Here is a 22,084-nt window from a genome sequence, read left to right on the forward strand (position 1 = left end):
AGCGCGAACTGGTGCTGCGGATGATGCCCATGCCGTCTGACGCCAATGGCAACGGCGACATCTTCGGCGGCTGGATCATGGCGCAGGTCGACATCGCCGGTGCGGTGTTGCCCGCGCGCATCGCCCGCGGCCGCATCACCACGGTGGCGGTGAACCAGTTCATTTTCAAGCAGGCCGTGTCGGTGAGTGACCTGCTGAGCTTCTACGCGACCGTCGAGCGCGTCGGCAATACCTCGGTGACGGTGCATGTCGAGGTCTATGCCGAGCGCAACCCGGCGGATCCGAAGACGGTCAAGGTGACCGAGGCCAATCTGACCTATGTCGCCATCGACCGCGACGGCCGGCCGCGGTCGATCGTCAAATCGCCGGCACCCGCCCCGGCACCGATCACGGGCGCATGAGCGGCTGGTAGTCGGCGGCGATCTGCAGGGCCAGCGCCTCGCCCCAGCGCTGGTAGAGCAGCGGGCCGGGGTGGAAGCCGTCGCTGGCCATCAGCGTGCGCACCTCGTCGCGGGCGGGGTCGTAGGGCATCTCGAAATAGGCCCGCGTGCCCGAGTCGGCGGTCCACTGCACCAGCGCCGCGTCCAGCGCCTGCGCCGAGCGGCCCAGCACCCAGCGCAGCGGCTGCGGCAACAGCGGAAACAGGTGCATCGGCGGCACGGCCGTGGCCACGATCTGGTGCACCCCGGCCAGCTCGCGCGCGCAGGTTTCGAGCGCGTCGAGCTGCGCCGTCCAGCGCCGCGGGCTGGTCTGGCGGACGGTGTCGTTCACGCCGAGCGCCACCACCATCACGTCCGCCGGTGGCAGCCGGCCTTGCGCCGACAGCTCGCGCAGCGCTGACGTCACGTCCGCCGTGCTCCAGCCGGTACGGGCGACGAGCTGCCAGGCGATCGGCGCCTTGAGCCGCCGCGTCAGGGCCTGGCTCAGCCGGCCGGCGAGCGCTTCGTTCTGCGTCGCCGCCCCCACCCCCGCCCCCGACGAATCGCCCACGATCAGCACCCGCAGCCGCGGCATCGCGCCGCTGTGGCGCTCCATGCCGGCCAGTCCGAGGCGCGGACCGGTGGCTTCCGGCAGTCGGGGGGCTTCACGGCGCACCTGCCGTCCCTGCCAGATCAGCAGGGGAGACAGGGCGACTTTGGCGGCGGTGAAGGTGGGCATCGGCAGGTGGTCGCGCTCGGGCGGCGCGTTCGGGGAGGATCGGGTGGACGTTCAGGTGAACGACGAAAAATCGGGCTTGCGCTTCTGGAAAAACGCCTGGAAGGCTTCCTGCGCTTCGGGGCTGCGCAGCCGCTCCGAAAAGATCGCCGCTTCGCTGGCAATGACGGTGCGCACCTGCTCACGCTGGTGTCCGCGCATCAGGCGCTTGGTGTCGCGCACGGCGCCCGGCGGCAGTGCATTGAAGCGCTCGGCGACGCGGCGGGCGTGGTTGACCACCTCGCCGGTCGGCAGCACGGCGTTGGCCAGACCGCACTCGACCGCATCCGCGCCGGTGAACGGATCGCCCAGCAGCAGCTTCTCGGCGGCCTTGGCGTGGCCCATCAACTGCGACACCAGCAGGCTGGAGCCATATTCCGGCACGAGACCCAGCCCGACGAAGGGCATCGCCAGCCGCGCCTCGTCGCTGACATAGACGAAGTCGCAGTGCAGCAGCAGGGTGGTGCCGATGCCGATCGCCGCGCCCGTGACGGCCGCGACCACCGGCTTCTCGCACTCCAGCAGCGCCATCATGAACTGGAACACCGGCGAGTCCATGCCCTGCGGCGGGCGCTGCATGAAGTCTTCCAGGTCGTTGCCCGAGGTGAACACCCCCGGCTGCCCGGTGATCAGCACGGCGCGTACCGACGCATCGGCCTGTGCGCTGCGCAGCGCCTCGGCCATGGCGGTGTACATCACCATGGTCAGTGCGTTTTTCTTCTCCGGGCGGGCGATTTCGATCGTGGCCACGCCGTTGAGGGTGGCGGTCTTGATGCTCATGGGGTCTCCTCGGGCAACTGGAAATGGTAAATGTGTCGCAACAGTCCGTGACGACTGATTGTTGCGTGTGAAACAAAAAAGCCGCTGCACACGGCGGTGCAGCGGCTTGGGCGGTCATCGTGGAACCGTCCCGGGTAGAGAAGGGGTCAGACGCGCTCGAAGATGCCGGCGGCGCCCTGGCCGGTGCCGACGCACATCGTCAGCATGCCGTATTTCAGGTCATGGCGGCGCAGCGCGTGGATCAGCGTCGCGGCGCGGATGGCGCCGGTGGCCCCCAGCGGGTGGCCGAGCGCGATGGCGCCGCCCATGCGATTGACCTTGCTGGGGTCGAGACCCGTGGTATTGATCACGGCCAGCGCCTGTGCGGCGAATGCTTCGTTCAGTTCGATCCAGTCCAGGTCGCTCTGCTGCAGACCGGCGCTGCGCAGCGCGGCTGGGATCGCCTCGATCGGGCCGATGCCCATGATCTCCGGCGGCACGCCCTTGCTGGCGTAGCTGACGAAACGCGCCAGCGGCGTCAGGCCGTGCTGGCGGATCGCCTTCTCGCTGGCCAGGATCAGGCAGCCGGCGCCGTCGCTGGTCTGCGAGCTGTTACCCGCGGTGACACTGCCTTTGGCGGCGAACACCGTCCGGAGCTTGCCCAGGCCTTCGAGCGTGGTATCGGGGCGGGCGCCTTCGTCGCGGTTCACCGTGCGGGTGCGGGTGTGGATCTCGCCGGTGACCAGATCGGGCGTGCGCTCGACGACGTCCACGGCGGTGGTCTCGGCGTCGAATTCGCCCGCGGCCTGCGCCGCCAGGGCCTTCTGGTGCGAGGCCAGCGCAAAGGCGTCCTGCGCTTCGCGGCTGACCTTCCACTGGTTGGCCACCTTCTCTGCGGTAAGGCCCATGCCGTAGGCGATGCCGACGTTCTCGTCGCGCTCGAAGATCGAGGGGTTGAAGCTCGGCGTGTTGCCGCTCATCGGCACCATGCTCATGCTCTCGGCGCCGCCGGCGATCATCACGTCGGCCTCACCGACGCGGATGCGGTCGGCGGCCATCTGGATCGCGCTCAGGCCGGAGGCGCAGAAGCGGTTGACGGTGATGCCGCCCACCGTGTTCGGCAGCCCCGCCAGCAGCGCGGCGACGCGGGCCATGTTCAGCCCTTGCGGACCTTCGGGCATGGCGCAGCCGATGATGGCGTCCTCGATGGCCTTCGGGTCCAGCGTCGGCACCTGGGCCAGCGCGCCGCGCATGGCGGCCACCAGCAGGTCGTCCGGGCGCGTGTTGCGGAAGAAGCCGCGGTGCGACTTGCCGATCGGCGTGCGGGTGGCGGCGACGATGTAGGCGTCTTGCAGTTGCTTGCTCATGTGTGTGTGCTCCGTCGGCCGTGTCAGTTGCGCACCGGCTTGCCGGTCTGCAGCATGCCCATGATCCGTTCCTGGGACTTGGGGTGTTCGAGCAGCGCGCAGAAGTGCTTGCGCTCCAGCGCCATCAGGTAGTCCTCGGTGACTAGGGTGCCCGCATCCACTTCGCCGCCGCAGACCACGTCGGCGATCAGGCTGGCGATGTGGAAATCGTGCTGGCTGATGAAGCCGCCGTCGCGCATCCCGACCAGACTGGCCTTGATGGTGGCAATCGCGCTGCGCCCGGCAACCGGGAACATCGCTTTCACCGGCGCGCGGTAGCCGGCATTCGCCAGCGCCTTGGCCTGGCTGAGGGCGACGTGCAGCAGCTCATCCTTGTTCGGCACGACGATGTCGCTGTCGAGCAGGTAGCCCAGCTTGCGCGACTCCAGCGCGCTGGTGCCCACCGTCGCCATCGCCGCCGCCTGGAAGCCGTCCTTCAGGAACGCCAGCAGGTCGCTGCCCGGCATGCTCGCCGCGCGTTCCGCTGCCCGGCGTGCCACATAGGTCAGCCCGCCGCCGCCCGGGATCAGCCCGACGCCGACCTCGACCAGCCCGACATAGCTCTCCATCGCCGCGACCCGCTGCGCGCAATGCACCGCCAGCTCGCAGCCACCGCCCAGTGCCAGCCCGCGCACGGCGGCCACCACCGGCACGCTGGCGTAGCGCACGCGCAGCATCATGTCCTGCAGCTTCTTTTCCTCGGGCGCGATGCCCTTGGCGCCGAGCTTCATGAACACCGGCATCAGCGATTCGAGGTTCGCGCCCGCCGAGAACACATCATCCGGCGACCAGATCACCAGCCCCTGGTAGCCGCTTTCCGCGAGTTCGACCGCCTTCAGCAGCCCTTCGGTCACGGTCGGGCTGATCAGGTGCAGCTTGGCGGTGATGCTGGCGATCAGCACTTCGCCGTCCAGCGTCCAGACGCGCACTTCCTCGTTGCGGTACACCTCGGTGCCGCTCTTCAGCGGATCGACCAGACCCTCACCTGCCAGACGCTCGGGGAAGTGCTGGCGCTGGTAGACGGGCAGGGTGCTGCGGGCGACAAAGCGACAGTAGGCCGCGCTCCACGAACCTTCCGGCCGGTGCACGCCGCCGTTGCTGGCGACCGGACCGTGGAACACCCAGTCCGGCAGCGGCGCCTGGCACAGCGCCTTGCCAGCGTCGATGTCTTCCTGCACCCAGGTGGCGACCTGCAGCCAGCCAGCTTCCTGCCACAGCTCGAACGGCCCCTGCTTCGCGCCAAAGCCCCAGCGCATCGCGCAGTCCACTTCACGCGCCGAGTCGGCGATCGTCGCCAGATGCACCGCGACGTAATGGAAGCTGTCGCGCAGGATCGCCCACAGGAACTGCGCCTGCGGGTTGCTCGATTCGCGCAGCAGCTTCAGGCGTTCCGCGGCGGGCTTCTTCAGGATGCGGTCGATGATCGGATCGGCCTTGCCCCCCGACGGCACGTACTCGCCCTTGGCGGCGTCCAGGCGCAGGATGTCGCGGCCGACCTTCTTGTAGAAACCGGCGCCGGCCTTCTGGCCCAGCGCGCCCTTGGCGATCAGCGCCGACAGCACCGGCGGCGTCGTGTAGGACGGGTAGAAGGGATCGTTCGCCTTGTCCGGGCCGAGGTTGTCCTGCAGCGTGCGGATGACGTGCGCCATCGTGTCCAGGCCGACCACGTCCGCGGTGCGGAAGGTGCCGGAGCTGGCGCGGCCGAACTTCTTGCCGGTCAGGTCATCGACCAGATCGACGCTCAGGCCGTAGTGCTGCGCCTCGTGGATCGTCGCCAGCATGCCGGCGATGCCGACGCGGTTGGCGATGAAGTTCGGCGTGTCCTTGGCGCGCACGACGCCCTTGCCGACGGTCGAGGTGACGAAGGTTTCGAGCTGGTCGAGGTAACGCGCCTCGGTGGTCGGCGTGGCGATCAGCTCCACCAGGTACATGTACCGGGGCGGGTTGAAGAAGTGGATGCCGCAGAAGCGCGGCTTCAGCGCGTCCGGCAGGCCGTCCGACAGCGTCGTGATCGACAGGCCCGAGGTGTTCGAGGCGAGGATGGCGTGCGGCGCGATGAACGGGGCGATCTTCGCGTAGAGGTCATGCTTCCAGTCCATGCGCTCGGCGATCGCTTCGATCACGAGGTCACAGTCTTTCAGCAGGTCCAGATGCTCCTCGTAGTTCGCGGCGCGGATGCGGCTGGCGTCGTCGCCCACGCCCAGCGGGGCGGGCTTGAGCTTCTTGAGGTTGTCGATGGCCTTCTGCGCAATCGCGCTCTTCGGGCCTTCCTTGGCGGGCAGGTCGAACAGGATGACCGGCACCTGGACATTGACCAGGTGGGCGGCGATCTGCGCGCCCATCACGCCGGCGCCGAGCACGGCGACCTGGCGGACATTGAAACGGCTCATGGATGTTTCCTTGGGAGATTCGGGGTCTTCGTTCTGGGGACGTTATTCGACGCGGGCCCAGGTCTGCGTGCGGCCCAGCAGCGGCACGCCGATGTAGCCGCGCAGCTCCAGGTGCTGCCCGCCGTCGATCGGCTTCATGCGCACCTTGTAGGTCTTGCCGTTGTTGGGGTCAAGGATCTCGCCGCCATCCCACAGCCCCTTGTCGGTGACGCTGGCCCGCACACCCTTGACGATGGTCATGCCCAGCACGGGCTGGTCCTTGCGGTCGTCGCTGCACTTCTCGCAGCGGGCGTCCTGCTTGGCTGCCTCGAAGATCTTCTCGATCTTGGCCGAGTAGGTGCCCGCGTTGTCGGTGATGCGCACCAGCGACTTCTCGGTCTTGCCGTCGTCGTCGATGGTCTTCCACAGGCCGGCGGGCGTGGACTGCGCCGCGGCGGCCAGCGAGGCGCCGGCCAGCGCAAGGGCGATCAGGGTGGTTTTCATGGTGTGCCTGGTCTTGCTCCCTCCCCCAGCGGGGGAGGGTTGGGGTGGGGGTTTCGCGGGTTCAGAACATCGCTTCGTCCATCGCCATCAGCGGCGCGAGGCCGGCGCGGGCGGTGCGGATCAGCGACGCCGTTTCCGGCAGCAGCTTGGCGAAGTAGAAGCGGGCGGTGTGCAGCTTGGCGACGTAGAACGGATCCGGGTTCGCACCTTGTTCCTTCAGCCGGTCGAGCGCCACCTTGGCCATGCGCGCCCAGAAGTACGAGAACACCAGGTGGCCGACCACACGCAGGTAATCGACCGCCGCTGCGCCCACCTCGTCCGGGTTGCCGAAGGCCTTCATGCCCAGCTCGGTCGTCAGCTTGGTGACCTTGTCGCCGATGTCCGCCAGCGGGTTGACGAACTCCTGCATGTCCTCGCGGATGCCTTCTTCCTCGACGAACTCGGCGATCTTCTTGCCAAACGCCTTGAGCTTCTTGCCGTTGTCGGCCAGCACCTTGCGGCCGAGCAGGTCCAGCGACTGGATCGTGTTCGTGCCCTCGTAGATCATGTTGATGCGGGCATCGCGCACGTACTGCTCCATGCCCCATTCGCGGATGTAGCCGTGGCCGCCGAAGACCTGCATGCAGTGCGAGGTGGCGATCCAGCCGTTGTCGGTCAGGAAGGCCTTGATGATCGGCGTCAGCAGCGCGACTTCATCGGCCGAGGCCTTGCGCACGTCCTCGTCCGGGTGGCTGATTTCCTGGTCGAGCATCAGCGCGGTGTGCACGCACAGCGCGCGGCCGGCTTCGGCGTAGGCGCGGGCGGTCAGCAGCATCTTGCGCACATCGGGGTGCACGATGATGGGATCGGCCGCCTTCTCCGGCGCTTTCGGGCCGGACAGGGCGCGCATCTGCAGGCGGTCCTTGGCGTAGGCGACGGCGTTCTGATACGCCACTTCGGTCAGGCCGAGCGACTGCATGCCGACACCCAGGCGGGCGGCGTTCATCATCACGAACATGGCGGCCAGGCCCTTGTTCGGCTGGCCGACCAGCGTGCCGACGGCGTCTTCGAGCACCAGCTGCGCGGTGGCGTTGCTGGTGATGCCCATCTTGTGTTCGAGGCCGGCGCAGAAGATGCCGTTGCGACCGCCGAGCGAGCCGTCCGCGTTGACGTGGAACTTCGGCACGATGAAGAGCGAGATGCCCTTCGAGCCTGCGGGCGCGTCCGGCAGGCGGGCCAGCACGAGGTGGATGATGTTGGCGGCCATGTCGTGCTCGCCGGCGGAGATGAAGATCTTGGCGCCGTTGAGCTTGTAGGTGCCGTCGCCCAGCGGCTCGGCCTTGGTGCGCAGCAGGCCGAGGTCGGTGCCGCAGTGCGACTCGGTCAGGCACATCGTCCCGGTCCACTCGCCGCTGCTGAGCTTGGGCAGGTAGGTGGCCTTCTGCTCGGGCGTGCCGTGGGTGTGCAGGCTCTCGTAAGCGCCGTGCGACAGGCCCGGATACATCGTCCACGCCTGGTTGGCGCTGTTGAGCATCTCGTAGAAGCACTGGTTCACCACGTGCGGCAGGCCCTGGCCGCCGTAGGCCGGGTCGCAGCTCAGCGCCGCCCAGCCACCTTCGACGTACTGCGCATACGCTTCCTTGTAGCCCTTGGGCGTGCGCACCTCGTGGGTGGTCTTGTCGAGCGTGCAGCCTTCTTCGTCGCCACTGCGGTTCAGCGGGAACACCACCTGGGCGGCGAACTTGCCACCTTCTTCGAGGATGGCGTTGACGGTGTCGACATCGACATCGGCGTGGGCTGGCAGTTCCTTGAAGGTCTCGGTGACCTGCACGAGTTCGTGCAGCACAAATTGAAGGTCACGCAGGGGCGGGTTGTACTGGGGCATGGACGTCTCCTCGACGAGGGCGGTGATCGGGGTGAATCAGTGAATCGGACAGACCGTCAGTCAGACAGACAGTCAGAAAGAGAAAGCGGAACGCCGGCGACCGATGGCCGTTGGCCGGCGTCCGGTGAAATATCAGCTTGGCAGCGCCCGGTAGCGGGCCAGCACATTCAGGAATCCCTGTTCGGCTCTCTGGACCGAACCCGGGGTGCGCAGGAACCGGGCATCGTGGTGCAGCGCCAGCACCAGCCCGTGCAACTCGAACAGCATCTGGCGCGCATCGGTGTCGGCGCGCAGGTCGCCTTCTTCCCGGGCGATGGTGATGGCGCGCTCCAGGCCGGTGTGCCAGGTGCGCACCATGTCCACCAGCGCGTCGCGCACCGGGCCGGACCGGTCGTCGAACTCGACCGCGCCGCTGATGTAGATGCAGCCCGAGTCGATCTCGATGCTGACCCGCGCCAGCCAGCGGCGGAACATCGCGTCCAGCCGCGGCAGGCCACGCGCTTCGCGCAGCGAGGGGTAGAAGACTTCTTCCTCGAAGCGCGCGTGGTACTCGCGGATGACCGACATCTGCAGCTCTTCGCGGGAACCGAAGTGCGCGAAGACGCCGGACTTGCTCATGCCGGTGATGTCGGCCAGGTGGCCGATCGACAGGCCCTCCAGCCCCTTCTGCGACGCCAGGCTCAGCGCGGCGTCCAGGATCGAGGCACGCGTCTGCTGGCCCTTGTGGACAGCGCGGGCGCCGGATCGGGCGGGCCGGGTGGCAGCGAGTGGGATAGAGGTCACGGCGTGGAATAAAACGAACGATCGTTCTATTCTGATCGAAGAACACCCGAACACCACTGCGGATGACCCTTGTGAGGCTAGAGTCAAAACTCTAGTTTGTGCCATTCGGGCAGCCCCGCACAGTCTGCTCTATGCTCGCGCAGAGGCTTTTCCCATGGACGTGTTGCAACTCGATGTATCGGGTCGCCCCCAGGCCTGGATTTCACCCCGGGAGGCGGCCAACCTCTATGTCTGCGATGCGGTCGCGTGGACAGTGGGCGAGCCGTGCATCCTGCTGCGTGGCGGCATCCAGCGGCTGACCGGCCTGCAATCCCGGCTGGAGCTGCACCCCATCATCGCGGTCCGCGGCGCGGTGCCGACCCGGGCCTGGCGCCAGATGCCGGCGCTGACCAATCCCAAGCTGTTTGTCCGCGACCGCCATGTCTGCGCCTACTGCGGCCAGCACAGCCACGACGACCACCTGACCCGCGAGCACATCATCCCGACCTCCCGCGGCGGCGAGGACACGTGGATGAACTGCATCACCGCCTGCCGGGGCTGCAACGGCCGCAAGGGCAATCGGCTGGTTCAGGAATGCAGGATGGAATTGCTTTACCTTCCGTACATACCCAGCCTGCACGAGGACATGATCCTCAAGGGGCGGCGCATCGTGGCGGACCAGATGGAGTTTCTGCTCGCTGGCGTGCCGCGCCACAGCCGCCTGCACGGCTGAACAGACCGACGACTCCGACTCCGACTCCGAACACGCACAGCACAGCACAGGTTTCCACCATGAAAGCACTCTTCGTCACGACCGTGGCCGCCGCCGCACTCCTGCTCGGCGCCTGCAGCACCACCAGCCCGGACGTGATCCGCCCCGGCGATGCCCAGCGCCTGTCCACCGTGCAGGACGCGGTTGTGCTCAATGTGCGCTCCGTCGTCGTCGAAGGCCAGCAGCAGGGCATCGGCGGCACGTCCGGCGCCGTGGTCGGTGGCATCGCTGGCAGCACGGTCGGCGGGCGGCGCGAGGGCATGGTGGTCGGCGTGCTCGGCGCGGTGGCCGGCGCGGTCATCGGCAACTCGATCGAGCGTTTCGGCACGCGCGAGGAAGCGGTCGAGATCCTGCTGCAACTGCCCAGCGGTGAGCGCCGGGCGCTGGTGCAGGCCAAGGGCAACGAAATCTTCGTGCCCGGCGAGGCCGTCATCCTGGTGTCGACCGGGGGCAAGACGCGGGTGATGAAGACGGTGACGCCGGGCAATGCCGCCGTCCCCACCTCCATGCCGGCGCGCTGACGCGCCGGGCCGCGCTCAGACCGCGGCGAGCGCCTGGTCGAGGTCGGCCATCAGGTCGTCGATGTGCTCGATGCCGACCGACAGGCGCAGCATGTCCTCGCTGACGCCTGCCTTGGCGAGTTCGTCGGGGTTGAGCTGGCGGTGCGTGGTCGAGGCCGGGTGCGTGGCCAGCGACTTGGCGTCACCGATGTTGACCAGCCGCGTGAACAGCTTGAACGCGTCCAGCACGCGCGCGCCGGCCTCGCGCCCACCTTCCTTCAAGCCGAAGCTCAGGATGCCCGAGGCCCGGCCGCCCATCTGACGCTGCACCAGCGCATGGTCCGGGTGGTCGGCCAGGCCGGCGTAGTTCACCCACGCCACCTTCGGGTGGTGCTTCAGGAAGGTGGCCAGCGCCAGCGTGTTGTCGCAGATGCGGTCCATGCGCAGCGCCAGCGTCTCGATGCCCTGCAGGATCAGGAAGGCGTTCATCGGCGAGATCGCCGCGCCCATGTTGCGCAGTGGCACGACGCGGGCGCGGCCGATGTACGCCGCCGGGCCGAGCGCTTCGGTGTAGACCACGCCGTGGTAGCTCACGTCCGGCTCGTTCAGGCGCTTGAAGCGTTCCTTGTGCTGCGCCCACGGGAAGGTGCCGGAATCGACGATGGCGCCGGCGACGCTGTTGCCGTGGCCGCCCATGTACTTGGTCAGCGAGTGCACGACGATGTCCGCGCCATGCTCGATCGGGCGGCACAGCGCGGGCGAGGGCACCGTGTTGTCCACGATCAGCGGCACGCCCGCGGCATGGGCCACGGCGGCCAGCGCAGCGATGTCGGTCACGTTGCCCAGCGGGTTGCCGACCGATTCGCAGAAGATGGCCTTGGTGCGCTCGTCGATCAGCGCGGCGAAGGTTTCCGGCTTCGTCGCGTCGGCGAAGCGGGTGGTGATGCCCATCTGCGGCAGCGTGTGCGCGAAGAGGTTGTAGGTGCCGCCGTAGAGCTGGCTGGCCGAGACGATGTTGTCACCGGCTTCGGCGATCGTCTGGATGGCGTAGGTGATCGCCGCCATGCCCGAGGCGACGGCCAGTGCGGCGAGGCCACCTTCGAGGGCGGCGACGCGCTGTTCAAGCACTGAAGAGGTCGGATTCATGATCCGGGTGTAGATGTTCCCCGCGACCTTCAGGTCGAACAGGTCCGCGCCGTGCTGCGCGTTGTCGAAGGCGTAGGCCACCGTCTGGTAGATCGGCACGGCCGCGGCCTTGGTGGTCGGGTCGGGGCTGTAGCCGGCGTGGACGGCGAGGGTTTCGAGCTTCATCAAAGGTCTCCTGTCGGGTGGGTCAGTGAGCTTGTTCGGCGTGCAGGCGCTTGTGGATGCGCTGGGTGGTGGTCCAGACGGCCCACAGCACCAGCGGAATCATCGCACCGGCGAACAGGTCCGGGTTGACGGGTGCCCCCGCCACCTTCGCTGCCTTGGCGGCGTAGTACAGCAGGCTCATCACGTAGTACGAGATCGCCGCGATCGACAGCCCTTCCACGGTCGACTGCAGGCGGAGTTGCAGCTCTTGCCCCCGCGTGAGCTTGGCCAGGAGCTGCTGGTTCTGCGTCTCGGTGGCGATGTCCACCCGCGTGCGCAGCAGGCCGCTGGCGCGCTCGATGCGCTGCGAGAGCGCGGCCAGCCGTTGTGCGGTGGCGGCCACGGTCGCGATGGCGGGCGTCAGCCGGCGTTGCATGAATTCGCCGATGCCCTGGGTGCCGGAGATGGGCTTCTCGCGCAGCTCGGCGATGCGCTGGCCGACGATGGCGTGGTAGGCCTGCGTGGCGGAGAAGCGGTACTGGTGGACGGCGGTGGCGCGCTCGACCTTGGCGGCCAGCGCGACCAGGGTGTCGAGCAGCTCCTGGTCGGTGGCCTGCTTGTTCTCCAGGCGGGCGGTGATGTCGGCCAGCGTGGCCTCGGCCTCGGTCAGCATCGGCGCCAGCGACTTGGCCGCCGGCAGGCCGCGCAGGGCCATCAGGCGGTAGGTCTCCAGCTCCAGCAGGCGCTGCGAGATGCGGCCGGCGCGGGTCTCGGTGGTGCTGGCCGGGGCGATGACCAGCATGTGCTCGAAGCCGCTGTCGCGCAGCCGGAAGGCCGTCACCGCGATCGAGTGGCCGAAGGTGCCCATGATGGAGGCCACCACGCTGCGCCGGCCCAGCCACTGCTGGCCGAGGCGTGCGGCGGCGGGGGCGTTCGAGATGTCACCGATCACCATCGCCAGCTTGATGGCGGCCACCGTGCGGCCGGGAATGGTGCGCAGCCAGTCCGCGTCGACGGCCAGTGTGTCCAGTGCAGGCGGCTCGGGCGCATCCAGGCCCGCCCCTTCGGGCATCGCCTGGACGATGGAGTAGCGGGTGAACTCGCTGTGGCGCTCCCACTTGAGGGTGCAATCGGCCAGACGGATGCGCAGGAAACTGCTGCTCAGGTCGGCCAGACGCAGTCCGTCCTGGCCGGGCAGGCGCCTCAGATGCTCCCACTCGTCCTCCCGGCGCACACCGTCGTTCAGCACGGCGACATAGACCACCAGTGCCGGCAGCCGGATGCGGGCCGTTGGCCGGGCATGGACCTCGTTGTGCAGGATTGCGCGCAGATCATCGTCCGGGGGCAGGGCGGTTCGGGCGTCGGGCAGGGTGTTCATGGGCACGTTGGGCGGGATCGTACGCAGGGGCAGGCCGGGAGCAGCCTCAGAAGATTAGCGGTTTCTCTGCGGCGCCCCTCTTGAAAGCGCCGGGACCGTTCCTATAATCAGTCCTGTTAGCACTCGCCTTGGGTGAGTGCTAGTGACCCACCCACTGAATTTGCTCTGTATCTAGGAGATGCAATGAAACTTCGTCCTCTGCACGACCGCGTCATCGTCAAGCGTCTGGAACAAGAAACCAAGACCGCCTCGGGCATCGTGATCCCCGACAACGCCGCAGAGAAGCCCGACCAGGGTGAAGTGCTGGCCGTCGGCCCGGGCAAGCGCAACGACAAGGGCGACTTCATCGCCCTGAACGTCGCCGTGGGCGATCGCGTCCTGTTCGGCAAGTACAGCGGCCAGTCGGTCAAGGTTGATGGCGACGAACTGCTCGTGATGCGCGAAGAAGACCTCTTCGCCGTCGTCGGCAAGTAATCCCGTCCCTTCATTCATTCAAGATTCCGGAGTCAGAACATGGCAGCTAAAGACGTTATTTTTGGTGCAGACGCCCGTCACCGCATGGTTGAAGGCGTGAACATCCTGGCCAACGCGGTCAAGGTCACGCTGGGCCCGAAGGGTCGCAATGTCGTTCTGGAGCGCTCGTTCGGCGCCCCGACCGTGACCAAGGACGGTGTCTCGGTCGCCAAGGAAGTCGAACTGAAGGACAAGCTGCAGAACATGGGCGCGCAGATGGTCAAGGAAGTTGCTTCCAAGACCTCCGACAACGCCGGTGACGGCACCACCACCGCCACCGTGCTGGCGCAAGCCATCGTGCGCGAAGGCATGAAGTACGTGGCCGCCGGCATGAACCCGATGGACCTGAAGCGCGGCATCGACAAGGCGGTCACCGCCCTGGTTGCCCAGCTGAAGGCCGCTTCGAAGGCCACCACGACGACCAAGGAAATCAGCCAGGTCGGCTCGATCTCCGCCAACAGCGACTCGTCGATCGGCGAGATCATCGCCAAGGCGATGGACAAGGTCGGCAAGGAAGGCGTCATCACCGTCGAAGACGGCAAGTCGCTGGACAACGAACTCGACATCGTCGAAGGCATGCAGTTCGACCGCGGCTACCTGTCGCCGTACTTCATCAACAACCCGGAAAAGCAGTCGGCGATCCTGGACAACCCCTTCGTGCTGCTGTACGACAAGAAGGTGTCCAACATCCGTGACCTGCTGCCGACGCTGGAGCAAGTCGCCAAGGCTGGCCGTCCGCTGCTGATCGTGGCTGAAGACGTGGACGGCGAAGCGCTGGCCACGCTGGTGGTGAACACCATCCGCGGCATCCTGAAGGTCGTCGCTGTCAAGGCTCCGGGCTTCGGCGACCGCCGCAAGGCCATGCTGGAAGACATCGCCATCCTGACGGGCGGCAAGGTCATCGCCGAAGAAGTCGGCATGTCGCTGGACAAGGTCACGCTGGCCGATCTGGGCCAGGCCAAGCGCGTCGAAGTGGGCAAGGAAAACACCATCATCATCGATGGCGCCGGTACCGCCGACATCATCGAAGCGCGTGTCAAGCAGATCCGCATCCAGATCGAAGAAGCGTCGAGCGACTACGACCGCGAGAAGCTGCAAGAGCGCGTGGCCAAGCTGGCCGGCGGTGTTGCCGTCATCAAGGTCGGTGCTGCCACCGAAGTCGAGATGAAGGAAAAGAAGGCCCGTGTCGAAGACGCCCTGCACGCGACCCGTGCCGCCGTCGAAGAAGGCATCGTGGCTGGTGGCGGCGTGGCCCTGCTGCGTGCGCGTCAGGCTGCTGGTGTCATCGCTGGCGACAACGCTGACCAGGACGCCGGCATCAAGCTGGTCCTGAAGGCCATCGAAGCCCCGCTGCGCGAAATCGTGGCCAACGCCGGTGGCGAGCCGAGCGTGGTCGTGAACGCCATCCTGGCCGGTTCGGGCAACTACGGCTTCAACGCCGCCAACGACACCTATGGCGACATGATCGACATGGGCATCCTGGACCCGACGAAGGTCACCCGCACCGCGCTGCAGAACGCCGCGTCGGTCGCATCGCTGATGCTGACCACCGAGTGCATGATCGCTGAAGCACCGAAGGACGATTCGCCTTCGATGGGCGGCGGCGGCATGGGTGGCATGGGCGACATGGGCGGCATGGGCATGTAATGTCCGCTGCCTGGGCCTTGCGCTCAGTGCCAAGCAGAGAGGGCCGCAGCGATGCGGCCCTTTTTTTCGGGGTGACACATCCTGTCCGTGGCGCGAAGAATGTGACGTTTTTTGGCAGCGTCGAACTGTGCAAGCACCATTTCTGGTCGCATCAACCCTGCAAATGGGGGTGAATCGGGTGAATTCTGTTCGATTCGGGGCTGGCACGGCCCCTGCACAGTAGAAGCATCTTCACCCACCCATTGCAGGAAGCACCATGAAGCGAGTTCAACAAGGTTTCACGCTGATCGAACTGATGATCGTCGTCGCGATCATCGGCATCCTGGCCGCCGTCGCGCTGCCGGCGTATCAGGACTACACGGCGCGCGCGCAGTCGGCTGAAGGTTCGACGCTTGCGGATGGCGTGAAGAAAGAAGTGGAATTTACCTTCTCGCAAGACAAGACTTGTCCTGCCAATGGGAGCGCGATTGCCGGGCAGATTGCAAAGGCCGACACCATTACCGGCAAATACGTCCTCTCCATCACCACTGCAGGTGCCCCCGTTGACACGGGCGGCTGCACGGTTGAAGTCCTCTTTAAGTCTTCCGGTGTTGCGACTGGTATTTCTGGCAAGAAGATGACCTACACGATGGTTCAGCAGAACAACACGACGGCATGGACGTGCTCGTCTGATCTGGACGCCAAGATCAAGCCCAAGACCTGCTCTTGATGCTAGCCTGACTGCCTGCGGGCAGTCAGTGCCATCGCAAATGCGCCTCCGGGCGCATTTGTCGTTTCAGGGCGCTGCATGGTGGCCTCGCTATGATCGGCCACCCATGACCGCGCCTGCCCACCCCCCCGTTTCCTTCCTGCCGCTGGCCCTGCTGGCCGTGGCCTTGCCCTTCCTGATCGCCGGCAGCGCTCCGCCCACCTCGACCTATTTCAACCAGGTGGTGGCCTTCGGTGGCTGCGGCGTCTGGCTGCTGGTCTGGGCGCTGACCGCCCGGCCGAGTCTCGCCGCGCAGCCTGCCTCGACGTCCACCAAGCTGCTGCTGCTGGCCGGTGCGCTGCTGGTGGCGGCCACGCTCACCTCCAGCGCGCCGTGGGGCCAGCGTCTGGCGCCACTGGCCTGTCTGGTGCTGGCCGGCGCCTTGATGCACGCCACCGCCGCCGCCACGCGGGCCGGCCGGCTCGACGACTGGGTCACACCGCTCATGACCGCCTTGCTGGTGGCCGGCTTGCTGAGTGTCGTGGTCGGCGTCGTCCAGGTCTTTCGCCCCGAACTGGCCGATGGGCGCCTGATCTCCTTCCCCACCATTGCCGGCCGCGCCATCGGCAACATGCGCCAGCCGAACCAGCTCTCCACGCTGCTGCTGTGGGCGGCGGCGGCGGCCGTCTGGCTGTCGGTGCGCGAGCGCCAGTCGCTGAAGGTGCTGGCGGTGGTGCTGGGCGTGCTGGTGTTCGGCGTGGCGCTGACCGCCTCGCGCACGGGGCTGGTGGGCGTGCTGCTGCTGGCCCTGTGGGGCGCCCTGGACCGGCGCCTGCCCAAGCCCGTGCGCTGGCTGCTGGTGGCGATGCTGCCGCTGTACGCGCTGAGCTGGTGGGGGCTGGAGCAATGGCTATCGGCGCACGGCGTCATGTTCTATGGCGAGGACCAGCTCAAGAAGACGCTGCATGGCGACCCGAGCAGCTCGCGCGGCAAGATCTGGGCGAACACCTGGGACATGATCGCCGCCCATCCGTGGACCGGCGTCGGGGTGGGGGCCTACAACTTCATCTGGTCGATGACGCCGTTCCCGGGGCGGCCGGTCGCGTTCTATGACCATTCGCACAACATCGTGCTGCAACTGGCGGTCGAGTCGGGTGTGCCGGTGGCGGCGGTGGTCCTCGGCTGCGCGCTGGCGGCGCTGTGGACGGCCCGTGCCGCGCTGACCGTGGCCGACGACGATGCCGCCCGCGGTGCCCGCGCGGCCTTGTTCATGCTGACGATGGTGGGGGTGCACAGCCTGCTGGAATACCCGCTGTGGTACGTGTATTTCCTGCTGCCGGCGGCGGTGCTGGCGGGCTGGCTGACGGGCCTGGCGCCGGTGCGATCGGACCCGCCCCAGTCCCGCTTCGCCGCGGCCTGGCGCCCGGTCTGGTGCGTGACGGGGGCGGTGGCCTTGTCCGGCTCGCTCTGGTCGACGGTGGAATACGCCAGCGTGGCCGTCATCTTCGAGCCGGAGCTGTCCTGGGCCGAGCCGGCACCGCTGGCTGAGCGCATCGCCCGCGGGCAGCGCAGCGTGCTGTGGGGCCACCACGCCGACTATGCGTCCGTGACCATGGCGGCCAAGCCCGAGGAGGTGTTCAGCGAGTTCGAGCGTCCGCTCTACCACCTGGCGGACACGCGGCTGCTGATGGCCTATGCACGGGCGCTGCTGGCGCGTGGCGAGATCGAGAAAGCGACCCACGTGGCTGCGCGGCTGCGCGAATTCCGCAACCCCTTGTCGGCGGAGCTGTTTGCCGCCTGCGACAAGGAGGGGGGGACGCCGTTCCAGTGCCTGCCGGACCCTGGCTTGCCCGCCGAGGCCCTGCGGCCTGCGCCCTGAGTCAGTCGGCCGTCCAGTCCCCCGACTTGCCGCCACGCTTTTCCAGCAGGCGCACGTCGGTCATGGTCATGCCGCGGTCGGCGGCCTTGCACATGTCGTAGATGGTCAGCAGGCCGACCTGCACGGCGGTGAGCGCTTCCATCTCGACCCCGGTGCGGCCCAGCGTTTCCACCGTCGCCTGGCAGTGCACGGCGCAGGCGGCCTCGTCGGTCTGGAATTCCACCGCGACCCGCGTGATCGGCAACGGGTGGCACAGCGGGATCAGGTCGGCCGTGCGCTTGGCTCCTTGGATGGCCGCAATGCGGGCGATGCCGATCACGTCGCCCTTCTTGGCGTTGCCCTGCGTGATGAGCGCCAGCGTGGCCGGCAGCATGCGGATCGTGCCCGTGGCGGTGGCGACGCGGTGGGTTTCGCGTTTGTCGGCCACATCCACCATGTGGGCCTGGCCGTGGGCGTCGAAGTGGGTCAGGGGAGAGTTCATCGGGCGTCGGATCCGCTCAGCAGGGATTTACACAGGGGTGACACAGCGCAGGCATCATACGCAGCCCCGTTGCTTCTCCCGCTCCCCGCGGGCAGGCCATGACTGTTTCCTGTTCTGTTGCTCGACGACGTGGTGCCCGGCGCTGGCCGGTGTGGGGGGCTGTGCTGTCCGCGGCGCTGGCCGTGGTGCCCCTCTCGCTGGGGCTGTCGTCTGTGGTGCAGGCGCAATCGACGCTGCCTGCGCTCGGGGACGCGGCTGCGGCGGATCTCACGGTGGGGGCCGAGCGCCGGCTGGGCGACCGGATCATGCGCGAGATCCGGCGGGATCCGGACTGGCTGGACGATCCGCTGCTGCAGGACTACCTGAACAGCCTCTGGCAGCCGCTGCTGACCGCGGCCCGGGCGCGGGGTGATCTCTCCGACGACCAGCAGACCCACTTTGCGCTGCAGGCCTTTCTGGTGCGGGACCGCTCGATCAATGCGTTTGCGCTGCCGGGCGGCTATGTGGGTGTCCATCTCGGCCTGATCGCACTGACCAGCTCCCGCGACGAACTGGCGGCCGTGCTCGCCCACGAGCTGTCGCACATCACCCAGCGCCACATCGCCCGCAACATGGCTAGCAGTCGGCGGCAGTCGATGTTGAGCGTGGCGTCGATGATCGTGGGCATCCTGGCGGCGTCGCGCAGCCAGAACGCGGACGTGGCCAACGCCGTGATCGTGGGCGGGCAGGCGGCTGCCGTCCAGGGACAGCTGAACTTCTCGCGCGACATGGAGCGCGAGGCGGACCGGGTCGGTTTTGGCGTGCTGGACACCGCGGGATACGCTCCGGATGGCATGGCCAGCATGTTCGACCAGATGCAGTTCGCGTCGCGGTTGAACGACTCCGGCCAGTTCCCTTATCTGCGCACGCACCCGCTCACCAGCGAGCGGATCGCCGAGGCGCGTGGCCGGCTGGGCACCGGCGCCGACCGCAAGGCGGCGGCCGCCTCGACACAGTGGCTGCATGCCGCGATGCAGGGACGGGCACGCGCCTGGATGGATGGCCGCACGCAGACGCTGGCGCGGCTGTCGGGTGGCGGTGTGCCCAGCGCAGCGGCCGCCGCCCAGACGCCCCAGGCGCTGGCCACCGCCTGCGCTGCGGCGGTCGCCGCCACGCGGCTGAAGGACTGGCGTGTCGCCGATGCGGCGCTGGCCCGTGCACGCGCGCTGGCCACTCCGCAGGGCGAAGCGGTGCTGCGCGTGGTGCAGGTGTTGCAGGTCGAGTCGCTGCTGGAGCGCGGGCAGGCGGTTGAGGCGGCGCGTGTGCTGTCGATCGGGGTGCTGGACGGCTCGCGGGCGGGCTTGTTGCTGGGGGCGCGGCTGGCGACGCTGCCCGGCTCCGAGGCTGCGCTGGTGTCCCGTACCCGCGAGGAACTCCAGACCTGGGTGGCGCTGCACGCGGACGACGCGGGCGCCTGGCTGGCGCTGGCACAGGTGAACGAGCGTCTGGGGGCGCCGCTTGCGGCCTTGCGCGCGCATGCCGAGGCGCGGTTTGCGCAGGGCGATCTCTCTGGTGCGGTCGATCGCCTCCGCGCGGGTCAGCGGCAGGCGCGTAGCAGTGGGGCGGTGGAGTCGATGGAGAGCGTGATCATCGAGTCGCGCCTGAAGGTGATCGAGCAGCAGCGCCGCATCGAGATGGAGCAGGAGCGCAACGGCTCGCAGAACTGACGCGGGGCTGTGGGCGTCAGTGTCAGTTTTCGTCGAACACGCGTTCCAGCACCGTGTCGATGATGATGCCGCAGACGCTGTAGAGCAGCGATGCGACCATGGCTGCGACGAAGCCGGCCACTTGCAGACCCGGCAGCAGCCACGCTGCGCTGTAGAACACCATCGCGTTCACGACAAACAGGAACAGGCCGAGTGTCACGACGGTCACCGGCAGTGTCAGCACGATGAGCACCGGGCGCAGCACCGTGTTCAGCAGGCCCAGGATCAGCGCAGCCACCAGCGCCGCGCTGTAGCCTTCGACCTGGATGCCCGGGTAAAAATGTGCCGTCAGCAGCAGGGCAGCAGCCAGAAGAAACCAGCGGGCGAAGAGCTTGACCATGCACATCAGCATACACGTCCCGCGGTGGTTTGTGATGTGCATCACGTTTTGTTCGGCACTCAAAATACCCGCATGTTCTCTGTGGACAGGCGGGTTCCCCAGACAATAGCGACGTCGAAAGGGGAGTAGCAGATGGCGCCCTGCCATCGCGCATCCCGTCAGTACGGTGACCGCCGCCATCACGGCCAGTCACCCGGGTTCGCAGGTGCTACCCAAGTGACGCTTGTCGCTGTGTCCACCGCCAGACCTTTCGGCGCGAAGTGGCTGTCCAGGTTCAATCCCGACCGTCATGTTCTGCGCCGAAAGCAGCCACTTCGCCAGTGTTGTTCTCCTCAATAACTGGATCGGAGTGGTCATGCAAACAATGGCGCCAGATTGGCTTTGGCTGTTTTTCGGGGCGGTGGTGCTGCTCGCCCTGTTCGTGGACTTTGTGGTGCTGCGCCGGCAGGGCGCGCACGAAGTGTCGGTACCGGAAGCGATACGGTGGTCGGTGCTGTGGGTGGCGCTGAGTCTGGCGTTCAATGGCTTGCTGTGGTGGGCCACCTGGCGTGAGCACGGGACCGAGGTCGCCAATACCCGCGCGCTCGAATTCCTGACAGGCTACCTGATCGAGAAATCGCTGGCGGTCGACAACATCTTTGTCTTCCTGATGATCTTCACCTACTTCGCGGTGCCACCGACGTACCAGAAGCGGGTGCTGATGATCGGCATCATCGGCGCCATGGTGCTGCGCACGGTGCTGATCCTGGTGGGCGCCTGGCTGATTTCGCAGTTCCACTGGGTGCTGTACCTGTTCGGCGCTTTCCTGCTGATCACCGGCATCAAGATGTGGTGGGCCGCCGGTCAGGAACCTGATCTGGAGAGCAACCCGGCGCTGAAGCTGCTGCGCCGCGTGCTGCCGGTCAGCAAGGAGTTCGATGGCGAGAAGTTCTTCACGGTCGAGAACGGCAAGCGCATCGCGACGCCGCTGCTGCTGGTGATCGCGCTGGTGGGCATCACCGACGTGATCTTCGCGGTGGACTCGATCCCCGCCATCTTCGCGATCACCGACGATGCCTTCATCGTGCTGACCTCGAACATCTTCGCCATCCTGGGTCTGCGCGCGATGTACTTCCTGCTGGCGGCGATGGCAACGAAGTTTCACCTGCTCAGTTACGGTCTGGCGGTCATCCTGGCCTTCATCGGCACGAAGATGCTGCTGATCGACATCGTCAAGATCCCGGTGTTCGCCTCGCTCGGCGCGGTGATCGGCATCCTGGCATTCACGATGTGGCTGAGCGTGCGGACCGCGCCGAAGATCGACATGCAAAAGGACAAGGCGATCACCAACGGCTGATCCTGACCGCGTCACCATGAAAAAAGCCACCCCGCGGGGTGGCTTTTTCTTGGCTGGCGCGGTCTTTACTTCAGCAGCGCCTTGAGCAGCTTGGCCATCTCGGACGGGTTGCGCGTGACGGTGAAGCCGCACTCTTCCATGATGGCAAGCTTGGCGTCTGCCGTGTCCGCACCACCCGAGATCAGCGCGCCAGCGTGGCCCATGCGCTTGCCGGCCGGAGCCGTCACGCCGGCGATGAAGCCCACGATCGGCTTGGTCATGTTCGCCTTGCACCACAGCGCGGCTTCGGCCTCATCGGGTCCGCCGATCTCGCCGATCATGATCACGGCGTCCGTGTCCGGATCGTCGTTGAAGGCCCGCATGATGTCGATGTGCTTCAGACCGTTGATCGGGTCGCCGCCGATGCCGACTGCCGAGCTTTGGCCCAGACCGATCTCGGTCAGCTGCGCCACGGCTTCATACGTCAGCGTGCCCGAACGGCTCACCACGCCGATCCGACCCTTGCGGTGGATGTGACCCGGCATGATGCCGATCTTGATCTCTTCCGGCGTGATCAGCCCCGGGCAGTTCGGGCCCAGCAGCAGCGTCTTCTTGCCGCCGGCCGCTTCCTTGGCCTTCATCTTGTTGCGCACCATCAGCATGTCCCGCACGGGGATG

Annotated in this window: 21 protein-coding genes; 9 read left to right on the top strand and 12 right to left on the bottom strand. The window is 67.1% G+C overall.

What is annotated here, in order from left to right:
- Positions 1-20 precede the first annotated feature (20 nt).
- Positions 21-401, top strand: a complete 381-nt coding sequence (locus tag AABN02_RS17600; protein ID WP_338416232.1) for an acyl-CoA thioesterase — start codon at positions 21-23, stop codon at positions 399-401.
- Here the strand turns inward: AABN02_RS17600 and AABN02_RS17605 are convergent.
- The 7 genes from AABN02_RS17605 to AABN02_RS17635 form a co-directional block, all read right to left on the bottom strand.
- Positions 388-1,158 (bottom strand): SGNH/GDSL hydrolase family protein, encoded by a 771-nt coding sequence (locus AABN02_RS17605; protein WP_338416213.1) that lies wholly within the window; start codon positions 1,156-1,158, stop codon positions 388-390. The genes AABN02_RS17600 and AABN02_RS17605 overlap by 14 nt on opposite strands.
- A gap of 51 nt (positions 1,159-1,209) precedes the next feature.
- The gene (locus AABN02_RS17610; RefSeq protein WP_338416214.1) at positions 1,210-1,974 is read right to left on the bottom strand and encodes an enoyl-CoA hydratase; all 765 of its coding nucleotides are present in this window, start codon (positions 1,972-1,974) and stop codon (positions 1,210-1,212) included.
- Between the two features lie 146 nt (positions 1,975-2,120).
- On the bottom strand, positions 2,121-3,320 hold the full coding sequence (locus AABN02_RS17615; RefSeq protein ID WP_338416215.1) for an acetyl-CoA C-acyltransferase: 1,200 nt from the start codon (positions 3,318-3,320) through the stop codon (positions 2,121-2,123).
- A gap of 23 nt (positions 3,321-3,343) precedes the next feature.
- Positions 3,344-5,749 carry a 3-hydroxyacyl-CoA dehydrogenase/enoyl-CoA hydratase family protein gene (locus AABN02_RS17620; protein WP_338416216.1) on the bottom strand — a complete coding sequence of 802 codons (2,406 nt, stop codon included), beginning with the start codon at positions 5,747-5,749 and terminating at the stop codon, positions 3,344-3,346.
- A gap of 42 nt (positions 5,750-5,791) precedes the next feature.
- The gene (locus AABN02_RS17625; protein ID WP_338416217.1) at positions 5,792-6,232 is read right to left on the bottom strand and encodes a DUF2147 domain-containing protein; all 441 of its coding nucleotides are present in this window, start codon (positions 6,230-6,232) and stop codon (positions 5,792-5,794) included.
- Positions 6,233-6,293: 61 nt separating this feature from the next.
- A complete protein-coding gene (locus AABN02_RS17630) occupies positions 6,294-8,096 on the bottom strand; it encodes an acyl-CoA dehydrogenase C-terminal domain-containing protein (protein WP_338416218.1) in 1,803 nt (600 codons plus the stop codon).
- Between the two features lie 132 nt (positions 8,097-8,228).
- Positions 8,229-8,879: a TetR/AcrR family transcriptional regulator gene (locus tag AABN02_RS17635; protein WP_338416219.1), complete on the bottom strand. Its 651-nt coding sequence runs from the start codon at positions 8,877-8,879 to the stop codon at positions 8,229-8,231.
- Between the two features lie 154 nt (positions 8,880-9,033).
- Between AABN02_RS17635 and AABN02_RS17640 the strand changes: the two genes are divergently transcribed.
- A complete protein-coding gene (locus tag AABN02_RS17640; protein ID WP_338416220.1) occupies positions 9,034-9,591 on the top strand; it encodes an HNH endonuclease in 558 nt (185 codons plus the stop codon).
- 59 nt (positions 9,592-9,650) lie between these two features.
- Positions 9,651-10,151 carry a glycine zipper 2TM domain-containing protein gene (locus AABN02_RS17645; RefSeq protein ID WP_338416221.1) on the top strand — a complete coding sequence of 167 codons (501 nt, stop codon included), beginning with the start codon at positions 9,651-9,653 and terminating at the stop codon, positions 10,149-10,151.
- Positions 10,152-10,166: 15 nt separating this feature from the next.
- On the opposite strand, the gene AABN02_RS17650 is transcribed toward AABN02_RS17645, so the two are convergent.
- On the bottom strand, positions 10,167-11,441 hold the full coding sequence (locus AABN02_RS17650) for an aminotransferase class I/II-fold pyridoxal phosphate-dependent enzyme (protein ID WP_338416222.1): 1,275 nt from the start codon (positions 11,439-11,441) through the stop codon (positions 10,167-10,169).
- Positions 11,442-11,463: 22 nt separating this feature from the next.
- Positions 11,464-12,798: a DUF3422 domain-containing protein gene (locus tag AABN02_RS17655; RefSeq protein ID WP_338416223.1), complete on the bottom strand. Its 1,335-nt coding sequence runs from the start codon at positions 12,796-12,798 to the stop codon at positions 11,464-11,466.
- Positions 12,799-12,981: 183 nt separating this feature from the next.
- Here AABN02_RS17655 and groES point away from each other — a divergent pair, with 183 nt between their 5' ends.
- The 4 genes from groES to AABN02_RS17675 all read left to right on the top strand — a co-directional run bounded on the left by groES (position 12,982) and on the right by AABN02_RS17675 (position 17,525).
- On the top strand, positions 12,982-13,272 hold the full coding sequence (gene groES, locus AABN02_RS17660) for a co-chaperone GroES (protein ID WP_179634064.1): 291 nt from the start codon (positions 12,982-12,984) through the stop codon (positions 13,270-13,272).
- Between the two features lie 39 nt (positions 13,273-13,311).
- A complete protein-coding gene (gene groL, locus AABN02_RS17665; protein ID WP_338416224.1) occupies positions 13,312-14,958 on the top strand; it encodes a chaperonin GroEL in 1,647 nt (548 codons plus the stop codon).
- A 256-nt stretch (positions 14,959-15,214) separates the two neighbouring features.
- The gene (locus tag AABN02_RS17670) at positions 15,215-15,667 is read left to right on the top strand and encodes a pilin (RefSeq protein WP_338416225.1); all 453 of its coding nucleotides are present in this window, start codon (positions 15,215-15,217) and stop codon (positions 15,665-15,667) included.
- A gap of 106 nt (positions 15,668-15,773) precedes the next feature.
- Positions 15,774-17,525 carry a Wzy polymerase domain-containing protein gene (locus AABN02_RS17675; protein ID WP_338416226.1) on the top strand — a complete coding sequence of 584 codons (1,752 nt, stop codon included), beginning with the start codon at positions 15,774-15,776 and terminating at the stop codon, positions 17,523-17,525.
- 1 nt (position 17,526) lies between these two features.
- Here the strand turns inward: AABN02_RS17675 and moaC are convergent, their stop codons facing one another.
- The gene (moaC, locus tag AABN02_RS17680; protein WP_338416227.1) at positions 17,527-18,006 is read right to left on the bottom strand and encodes a cyclic pyranopterin monophosphate synthase MoaC; all 480 of its coding nucleotides are present in this window, start codon (positions 18,004-18,006) and stop codon (positions 17,527-17,529) included.
- 98 nt (positions 18,007-18,104) lie between these two features.
- Between moaC and AABN02_RS17685 the strand changes: the two genes are divergently transcribed.
- Positions 18,105-19,712, top strand: a complete 1,608-nt coding sequence (locus AABN02_RS17685; protein WP_338416228.1) for a M48 family metalloprotease — start codon at positions 18,105-18,107, stop codon at positions 19,710-19,712.
- Positions 19,713-19,734: 22 nt separating this feature from the next.
- On the opposite strand, the gene AABN02_RS17690 is transcribed toward AABN02_RS17685, so the two are convergent.
- Entirely contained in the window at positions 19,735-20,091 is a 357-nt protein-coding gene (locus AABN02_RS17690; RefSeq protein WP_338416229.1) for a phage holin family protein, read from the bottom strand.
- A gap of 355 nt (positions 20,092-20,446) precedes the next feature.
- Between AABN02_RS17690 and AABN02_RS17695 the strand changes: the two genes are divergently transcribed.
- Positions 20,447-21,427: a TerC family protein gene (locus AABN02_RS17695; RefSeq protein ID WP_338416230.1), complete on the top strand. Its 981-nt coding sequence runs from the start codon at positions 20,447-20,449 to the stop codon at positions 21,425-21,427.
- 65 nt (positions 21,428-21,492) lie between these two features.
- On the opposite strand, the gene AABN02_RS17700 is transcribed toward AABN02_RS17695, so the two are convergent.
- Positions 21,493-22,084: succinate--CoA ligase subunit alpha (locus tag AABN02_RS17700; protein ID WP_338416231.1), on the bottom strand; the 592-nt coding region annotated here is incomplete at its 5' end.

The organism is uncultured Sphaerotilus sp. (genome assembly GCF_963924895.1).
Taxonomy (GTDB): domain Bacteria; phylum Pseudomonadota; class Gammaproteobacteria; order Burkholderiales; family Burkholderiaceae_C; genus Sphaerotilus.